At 45.7% G+C, this 8,543-nt stretch carries 9 protein-coding genes; 5 read left to right on the top strand and 4 right to left on the bottom strand.

Annotation, left to right across the window (positions count from 1 at the left end):
- Positions 1–132: 132 nt before the first annotated feature.
- The 3 genes from V2H45_RS16170 to V2H45_RS16160 form a co-directional block, all read right to left on the bottom strand.
- Positions 133–579, bottom strand: coding sequence for a helix-turn-helix domain-containing protein (locus V2H45_RS16170; protein ID WP_330484690.1), 447 nt, complete (start codon positions 577–579; stop codon positions 133–135).
- 372 nt (positions 580–951) lie between these two features.
- Positions 952–2,043, bottom strand: coding sequence for a chorismate synthase (gene aroC / locus V2H45_RS16165; RefSeq protein WP_330484689.1), 1,092 nt, complete (start codon positions 2,041–2,043; stop codon positions 952–954).
- 108 nt (positions 2,044–2,151) lie between these two features.
- Positions 2,152–3,099, bottom strand: a complete 948-nt coding sequence (locus tag V2H45_RS16160; RefSeq protein WP_330484688.1) for a LysR family transcriptional regulator — start codon at positions 3,097–3,099, stop codon at positions 2,152–2,154.
- Positions 3,100–3,305: 206 nt separating this feature from the next.
- Between V2H45_RS16160 and V2H45_RS16155 the strand changes: the two genes are divergently transcribed.
- From V2H45_RS16155 to V2H45_RS16140, 4 genes are all read left to right on the top strand, one after another.
- Positions 3,306–3,776: a phosphate-starvation-inducible PsiE family protein gene (locus tag V2H45_RS16155; protein WP_330484687.1), complete on the top strand. Its 471-nt coding sequence runs from the start codon at positions 3,306–3,308 to the stop codon at positions 3,774–3,776.
- A gap of 126 nt (positions 3,777–3,902) precedes the next feature.
- Positions 3,903–4,025, top strand: a complete 123-nt coding sequence (gene psbX / locus V2H45_RS16150; protein WP_330484686.1) for a photosystem II reaction center X protein — start codon at positions 3,903–3,905, stop codon at positions 4,023–4,025.
- A 195-nt stretch (positions 4,026–4,220) separates the two neighbouring features.
- The gene (locus V2H45_RS16145; protein WP_330484685.1) at positions 4,221–4,940 is read left to right on the top strand and encodes a Ycf66 family protein; all 720 of its coding nucleotides are present in this window, start codon (positions 4,221–4,223) and stop codon (positions 4,938–4,940) included.
- Between the two features lie 104 nt (positions 4,941–5,044).
- Complete coding sequence (locus V2H45_RS16140; RefSeq protein ID WP_330484684.1) at positions 5,045–6,664, top strand: serine/threonine-protein kinase; 1,620 nt, start codon at positions 5,045–5,047, stop codon at positions 6,662–6,664.
- A 148-nt stretch (positions 6,665–6,812) separates the two neighbouring features.
- On the opposite strand, the gene rdgB is transcribed toward V2H45_RS16140, so the two are convergent.
- Positions 6,813–7,421 carry an RdgB/HAM1 family non-canonical purine NTP pyrophosphatase gene (gene rdgB / locus V2H45_RS16135; protein ID WP_330484683.1) on the bottom strand — a complete coding sequence of 203 codons (609 nt, stop codon included), beginning with the start codon at positions 7,419–7,421 and terminating at the stop codon, positions 6,813–6,815.
- A 65-nt stretch (positions 7,422–7,486) separates the two neighbouring features.
- On the opposite strand from rdgB, the gene V2H45_RS16130 reads away from it, so the two are divergent.
- Complete coding sequence (locus V2H45_RS16130) at positions 7,487–8,455, top strand: DNA polymerase III subunit delta' (RefSeq protein WP_330484682.1); 969 nt, start codon at positions 7,487–7,489, stop codon at positions 8,453–8,455.
- The last annotated feature ends 88 nt before the right edge of the window (positions 8,456–8,543 follow it).

The raw sequence follows: 8,543 nt of genomic DNA, 5'->3' as shown, positions 1-8,543 counted from the left end.
CCTTTTTTCTTGATTTTTATTCTCTTTTGGGTTCTCATGAATAATGTAGGCTAGATCTGCCCTAGTATACAATGACAAAGTAATATGAAGAATTTGTGAGATTAATGATTTCTTTGATCAAGAACAAGTTGACTAGACCTCATAAAACCCTTCTTCTTCTCCCATCTGGATCAATTCATCTAGAAGTTCCTTTCTTTCACTATCTCTTGATTTTTTGTAGTCAACAACATCCTGAAGTCGAATACGATGATGTGTTCCTACTTTTTGACTAGAAATTACACGGTCTTGTAGTAAGCCCATAAAAAAGGGTCGGGAAACATTTAAAATATCTGCTGCCTGTTGAGGTGTTAACTCACAATCGCTAGGTAGAATGGATATCTTTTTCCCAGATGCCATAAGCTGAACGGCTTTCTGAAGTACAGCAAAAACAGCTTCAGGTATTGCAACTTCCTGTCCATCACTGCCGACCAACTTTGGCATTACAGAATTATTTTCAAGTTGCTTTTGCAAACTCTTTGCAGAAGCAACTTCCTGTAAATATTTATCATTTACAAGATTGAAAGATGTGCGTTTTATCATAATTTCAGCCTCCAAGCAAAGGCAAAAGGCATTTATATGGTTATCCCAATTTCAAGTGGATTTGTAACAGATCTAGATTTGAGGTTTACACTATACGCGTTTTTCCCAAAAGATATGTCGCAGTTTTTTGAAAATAGGTACTACTTGTAAGACAAGCTTAAAATGGTGCGTAGAATCTCAAAGGATTTGCACTTTCTTAGCCCTGTCAGTCCACTACTTAAAGACTGTCAGCTATTGCTACTAAATATTGTAGCAGTATCTGCAATAATTGCAACAATTGCAATAACTGTAACAACTAAATATAGTAACAATATGTGGAATAACTGAAACCAATTGCAAGCTTTATCAAAGTCTCCTGAATGAGTAGCCCCACTAAGACATCGATCGCTGGTCGATCGCTTTCTGTCTCAAATAATGATCACAGATCGTAATGGCTACCATAGCTTCTACCATCGGCACGGCACGGGGTAAAACACAGGGATCGTGGCGACCTTTGGCAATTAGCGTCGTTTCTTCACCGCCAACCGTTACAGTTTTTTGCTCTTGCATAATCGTAGCCGTGGGCTTAAACGCCACTCGGATGATGATGTCTTCGCCATTGGAAATGCCGCCTTGGATGCCACCCGAGCGATTGGTGCGCGTGCGGAAGCGCTCGCCTTCCATATAAAACTCATCGTTGTGCTCTCTTCCGGTCAGGAGGGTTCCGTCAAAACCTGAGCCAATTTCAAAGCCCTTGGATGCGGGGAGAGACATGACTGCTTTAGCAAGATCGGCTTCTAATTTGTCGAATACGGGATCGCCCAAGCCGACTGGAACTTGACGTGCCACACATTCCACAACACCGCCCACTGAGTTGCCATCCCGACGCACCAAATCGATCAGATCGATCATCTTTTCTGCCATATCGGCATTGGGACAGCGCACAATATTACTTTCGACCTGTTCTAGGGTCACTGTATTGGGATCGATCGCAGCTTCTAAATCCTTAATTCGCTTGACATAGGCAATAATTTCTACGCCTGCGACTTGCTGGAGAATTTTCTTGGCGATCGCACCTGCGGCAACCCGACCAATCGTTTCTCTTGCCGAAGATCGTCCGCCCCCCTGCCAATTGCGAATTCCATATTTGGCTTGATAGGTGGCATCGGCGTGAGAAGGACGGAATTTGTCTGCCATCTCGTTATAGTCTTGGCTGCGCGCATCTTTGTTCCGCACGAGAATTGAGATCGGAGTTCCTGTAGTTTTGCCTTCAAACACACCAGAGAGAATTTCGCAGCGATCGTCCTCTTTGCGAGGTGTGGTGATTTTGCTCTGCCCCGGCTTGCGGCGATCGAGATCGACCTGAATTTCTGCTTCGCTAATTTCAATGCGTGGCGGACAACCATCAATGACGACCCCCACGCCGCCACCATGCGATTCACCAAATGTTGTAATCCGAAATAAATACCCGAACGTACTGCCCATACTTAAGAATTTTAGTCATGCCAATAAAGCAGCACCCAAGACTGGAATACTACTTGCCTAAGCTTATCAGTATTCCGAGCCTTAGTATCCCCCTAGCCAAAGCTACAATTACCATAGAGAATTTTGCTCGATGATTTGTTTGCCTTCTCCTTGCAGATAGTTGAGAAATGCATTGGAAACCACCGATAGCTGTTTGCTGGCGAGGTGCATCACATGCCAATGACACTGAATCGGAAAGCCTTGCACATCTAGAACTGCCAACTGTCCCGTTGCTCCCTCTAGGGCGACTGTGTGGCGCGAGAGAATCGATATGCCTAAGCCCCCCGCGATCGCTTGCTTGATTGCCTCATTGCTAGCCAGTTCTAACTTGATCTTAAAATCAGTTTTATGCTCGTCAAATAGTTTCTGGACAAACCTTCGCGTGCCTGAGCCGGACTCGCGCATGATAAATGCCTCATCCGCCAACCGTTGCAAGGGAATGTTAGTCTCGTGGGCAAGGGGATGATTGCTGGCAGCCAAAACTACCAAAGGATTCTCTAAGAATGGATAGGAGGTAATATCTATGTCTGTAGGTAACTGGCTGAGAATGTATAGATCGTCTTTGTTTTCCGTGAGGCGATCGATAATGCCATTGTGATTGGTGACTTTTAGAGAAACATCGATCCCCGGATAGCGTTGGCAAAATGGCCCCAGCAATCTAGGAATGACATACTTTGCTGTAGTAACTACGGCAATTTTTAGATGCCCCTGTTTTAAACCCTTCATATCGGCTACGGTCATCTCATATTGAGACAGCTTTGTGAAGATTTCTTGACAGGTACTAAAAAGCTCCTTACCCGCATTGGTGAGAAATAGTCGTTTGCCCACCTGCTCGAACAACGGAATTCCTATCACTTTTGTCAGTTGCTTGATTTGCATCGATACTGTGGGCTGCGTGAGATATAACTCCTCAGCGGCACGAGTATAGCTGCCATGACGGGCAGCAACCTCAAACACCTGAAGTTGATGCAGGGTAATTTGATTAGAAAGATGCGTGTCTAGCAAGCGATGAGCCATAAATTTGCGATCTCAAGGATCTGAACTCTAGGTATAGATATTTGTCTATGAAAATTATACTAAATAATAGCCTTATGTCTATGATTTTTTAAATAATCATCAACTTCAATAAATAATCCCCGCAAGTGAGCTGAACTACTGCCGAATGCGATCGCATTCCTGTAGGATGGCGTGAGCATAAGCTTTTATTCCCCACCTAAGTGTCTATGATGCGACGGTTTAAGCACCTATTTTCCCAATTCCTCAGTTCGACAAGCGACCAAAATTTTCTACGCTTCATTCACCTGATCGAAAATCTTGTCTCTAAGGTTTTGGCGATCGCCATGATTGTCGTGATTTTATTTGCCGTGATCGATTTAGGGCGCTTTCTGATTAACGATCTTCAGACTGGCAATGACGTACCTTTGCTAAAGCACTTAATTGAAATTTTTGGGCTATTTTTAAATATTTTGGTTGCCCTAGAGATTTTAGAAAATATTGCAGCCTATCTACGCAACCACGCGATTCAATTGGAGTTGGTCATTATTACAGCCTTAACGGCTGTCGCTCGGAAAATTATTATCTATGATAGTAAAGAGGCAGGTGGTGACTATAGTGGACTAGCTTTTGCGATTCTCTCACTCTCGATCAGCTATTGGATCGTACGTCATGTCAATCACAGCCAGCCCAAGGAGTAGTCACCTGAACTGAACGCTACAAACGAGAAGTCTTAATCACAAAGCTTGCCTATCCTTAGAGACTGAGTTAGAGGTTGTGGTGTTAAAATCAATAGTAAATTTTTGATTTATAGGAATATTTTTTGTATGACACCTTCTTTAGCAAATTTACTCTGGAGCCTACTATGGGGAACAGTCATTGTCGTTATTCCCGCCACAGTTGCCTTACTTTGGATTAGCCAAAAAGATAAAGTAGTGCGACGCGGTTAAGATCGGGGGCTTCGATACGGGAGACCCAGGGGCTAGAATCTTAGGTTGAGATTGCTTAACCAAGTGCTAAAACCAGTCACCGTATCGATAAGCCCAAAAGCGTTATGGAAGGGTTAGGGTATACTTTGGTTACAGTTCTGCGTCATAACAGGTAGTGGCTACAACATATGCAGGTATTAGGAGACATCAAGCACCATGATTAACATAGGTGGGAATCCACTGATGATCATCTTGGCTATCGTTGCTGCTCTGGGCGGTGTGGGACTTTATTTTGTCCGCAATTTCCGACCTGAGTTAGCAAGAGACCACGATATCTTCTTCTCGGCGATCGCCCTTGTGTACGGCATTATTTTGTTGGCCTTTAATTTCCGCATGGAAATTACTACGCAGTTGGCTCAGGTCTTAGTCGTAGGATTTGCAGGTTGGTTTGCTGTCGAATCTTTAGTTCTACGGCAGGCACTAGCAAGTCAAGCCAGACGGTCATCAACCCCTAGCCCTGTAATGGACATGGATGACGATCCAATTGGTTCTGATTACCGCGTTGAAATCGACCCATCCCGTGAAATTTCTCCTCGACGCGATCGCACGACTCGCCGTATGCGTGGCTCAGCTCCTAGCGATTCAACCTCAGAGTTAAGAGGAGATGTCGAACAAGACCGTCGCACCAAACGGTCGAGGCGAGGGAATGAGCCCGTCATCGATATTGATGAGGATGATATTCGTCCTGTTAACCCTAAGCGACGTCCTCGACCCAGCTCTGATGTTAAGAACGGTCGCGATAGCCGTGATAACAACCTAGGTAGTGAAAGTGATGACGAAAATCGCGGTACTTCATCGGCAAGAAGGAGACGACCTACTTCTAAACCTACAAGTTCTATTCCCGATCCCGAAGCGAATGACTTTGATGATTTTTAACCCATTGAGTAGACTTAGCTTTTTTATAAAGTTTAAGTCTAGACGTTTAAGCACCTCTATGAATTGACTGCTATAAAACCCTTACTAGGGGCTGAGATCTAATTGTGAGCTACTGCGTCAACCCTACCTGCCCTCATCCAGAAAACGCACTCCAAGATCTTGTGTGTGCCGCTTGTGGTCATGCTTTGAGATTACGCGATCGCTATCGTGCCAGTCGTCCTTTAGGGAAAGGCGGATTTGGCGCAACCTTTTTAGCTGCTGATGAAGGACTGCCGGGCAATCCCTCCTGTGTAATTAAACAGCTACGTCCCAATACCCAGTCTGCCAGCGTGTTAAAGATGGCACGGGAGCTATTTGAGCGCGAAGCAACAACTCTAGGGAGAATAGGAAATCATCCACAAATTCCGCGCCTACTCGACTACTTTGAAGAACAAAGTAACTTTTATCTGGTTCAAGAGTACGTTGAAGGAGAAACCCTCAAGCAAGAATACGAAAGACGCGGGGTTTTTAACGAGACTGAAATTCGCAAGGTCTTAACAGAGATTTTACCTGCGCTTGGGTTTATGCATAATAATGGCGTAATCCATCGCGATATTAAGCCCGCCAACATTATTCGACGCCGACAAGATGGACAGCTTGTCTTAATTGATTTTGGAGCTGTGTCTAGTCAGGTCAATAAAACGACGATTGACGAGGATGATGAAGATCCGAGCGGGTTATTGACCAACTTTGCCATTGGTACACCAGGGTTTGCTCCACCCGAACAAATGGCAATGCGCCCCGTCTTTTCGAGTGATATCTACGCCACTGCCATGTGCTGTATGTATCTGATGACGGGGCGATCGCCAAAAGATTTTCCCCACGATCCCTTTACTGGCGAAATTAACTGGAAATCGCAGGTACAGGTCAGCGAGAATCTCAAAGCTGTATTTGACAAGATGCTACAGCAAGCTGTAACCCAGCGATTCCGTTCTGCGGCTGAAGTCCTTGCAGCGATCGATACCAAGCCTGCCCAAGCTCCAGACGCTGGTGCAATGCAGTCTATATCCTCAGGCAGTCAATATCAGTCGGCTACGCAGCCCAAGCCCAGTCCGCCCAACTCGCGTATTCAAGCAGGAGTTCGATCCAGCACTGCAAACACGGACTTTGGTAGTGGAATGTTTACTACCGCCGATAATACGCGCTCCCAAGCAAAAACTGGCGATTTAAAGGGAGGTAGACGGGTAATTGTTGAGTATGGTCACGGCAAGCGCAATTTTACAAACCAAGAACTCAGTAAAGTTTCCCTTGGCAGTGCCTCTTTGGCAGGAATTGTCATGAGTCGTTCTAAATTGGTCGAAGCCGATCTCTGTCATGCCGATTTGACCAATGCTAGCTTTCAGGGTGCAAACATGGCGCAGGCAAAGCTGAGTGGGACAAATCTCAGGGATGCCAAGATGCAACGGGTAATTTTATTTAAAGCCGATCTTGGTAGTGCGTCTTTAATTCAAGCGGATTTGCGAGAGGCGAACCTGCAATCTGCCTATATGAGCAAGACCGATCTAACGGGAGCCAATTTGAGCGGTGCTAACTTGAAAGGGGCTTATATGACCCAAGCAAACTTAAGAGGGACAAACCTCTGTGGAGCCGACTTAAAGGGAGCAAAGGTTTCCGATGAGCAATTAGCAGTAGCAAAAACCAATTGGGCTACAATTCGTCCTGATGGCTCTAAGCGACTGTTTTAAGTTGTTATAGCAATCAGGCTTGGTTCATAAGCAATTTCTTCTCTGAATAGCGCCGTAGATACTGTCGCAAATTACCCAGCGCTGATTAGCATGGTCTATTTTCTGACTTAGCTCGCTGTGTTTAAAAGCTTTGGGGGTGAGCATGCTGCTAGTGTTGAATTGCTAGCTGTAGGTCTTTTAATTTGGGACGTAGGATGTTAAGCGCGATCGCACGGTGACTGATCTGGGCTTTGATATAACTGGGCATTTCCCCAAAGCTTTTGCCCTGTTCTGGGACAAAAAAAATCGGATCGTAGCCAAAGCCGTTATCGCCTTGAGGTACGTGTAGAATTTCACCTTTGCAAACCCCGATCGCCTCCGCAATGATGTTGCCATCGGGTGTAGCCACAGCGATCGCGCAGACAAACTGAGCCTCGCGATTGGGATTGTCGTCAAGTTCTTGCAAAATGCGATTAATCCGATCTCTGTCGCTGCTGCCATAACGTGCCGAAAACACGCCCGGAGCTCCTCCCAACGCCATTACCTCTAAACCCGAATCATCAGCAAGCGCCCATTCCCCTGTAGCGATCGCGACTTGAGAGGCTTTGAGGTGGGCATTGGCTAAAAATGTCTCGCCTGTTTCTTCAACATCCAGTTCATCGGGCTTAGGCAACAACTCAAATCCCAGGTCAGCCAAATATTCTCGAAATTCGGCGACTTTACCATGATTACCACTGGCGATGACTAATTTTTTTAATGTTGTGGCTTTGATCGTCATAAATTTATGAATTCTATTTTTTAAAGGTAGGGCTAAGATCGTCTCGACCCTTTTAAAGTTTTTGTGTGGCTTTTGATTCTGCTTTTGATTCTATTGTCGGACAAATCCAAGCGATCGCTCTATTAAAGGCAGCGATTAAATACGATCGGATTGCCCCTGCCTATCTGTTTACTGGAGCCAATGGCATTGGTCGCAGCCTTACAGCCTTAGCCTTTGCCCAGACCCTGATACAGAATACAGGTTTACATGCTGCCTCGAACGCCCATAAATCTAGTCAAAGGGTCAGCGATCGCAATCATCCTGATGTTTTATGGGTAGAACCCACCTATCTCGACAAAGGTAAAATGCTGACGGCAAAAGAGGCAGAGGAGGCTGGTTTAAAGCGTCGGGCTTCTCCACAGGTGCGGCTAGAGCAAATTCGAGATATTACTGATTTTTTGAGCCATGCACCTTTAGAGAGCAAGCGATCGGTGGTGATCGTTCAAGAGGCACAGACGATGGCAGAAGCTGCCGCCAATGGTCTGCTCAAAACTTTAGAGGAACCAGGACGAGCCACGATTATTCTGATTGTCCCCGATGCCAGTGCAATTTTGCCGACGTTGGTTTCGCGCTGTCAACGCATTCCCTTTTATCGCCTCGATCGCGCCTCTTTGTTAGAGGTTTTAAGCAGGGTGGGATATGCCGAGATACCAGAACAAATTGTGGCGTTGGCGCAGGGTTCCCCAGGGGAAGCGATCGCGGCTTACGAACAATTTCAAGCAATTCCGCCCCAGATTTTAGCCACAACCGAAAGTCTGCCCCCCGATGCCAAAACTGCGATGGCGATCGCCAAGCAAATTACCAAAGACCTCGATGTCGAGTCGCAACTATGGTTAATTGACTATCTGCAAAACCACTATTGGCGATCGCAAGGTCGTTCTCAAGTCGTGAAATCTCTAGAAGAAGCGAAGCATTTATTGGCTGGTTACGTGCAACCACGTCTAGTTTGGGAAGTGACGCTTTTACAAATGGCTGGCAAACTGCAAGGGATATAATTACTCCAGTAACCAAGCAAACAAATCTTTGGTTGTAAATTTTAGCTCACTGGCAAATGCTGGCATTGGGAGAACTTGATCGGGGTCA

This window comes from Tumidithrix elongata BACA0141 (assembly GCF_036349135.1).
Lineage (GTDB): Bacteria > Cyanobacteriota > Cyanobacteriia > Pseudanabaenales > Pseudanabaenaceae > Tumidithrix > Tumidithrix elongata.
This window is presented reverse-complemented; position numbering and strand designations above follow the sequence as displayed.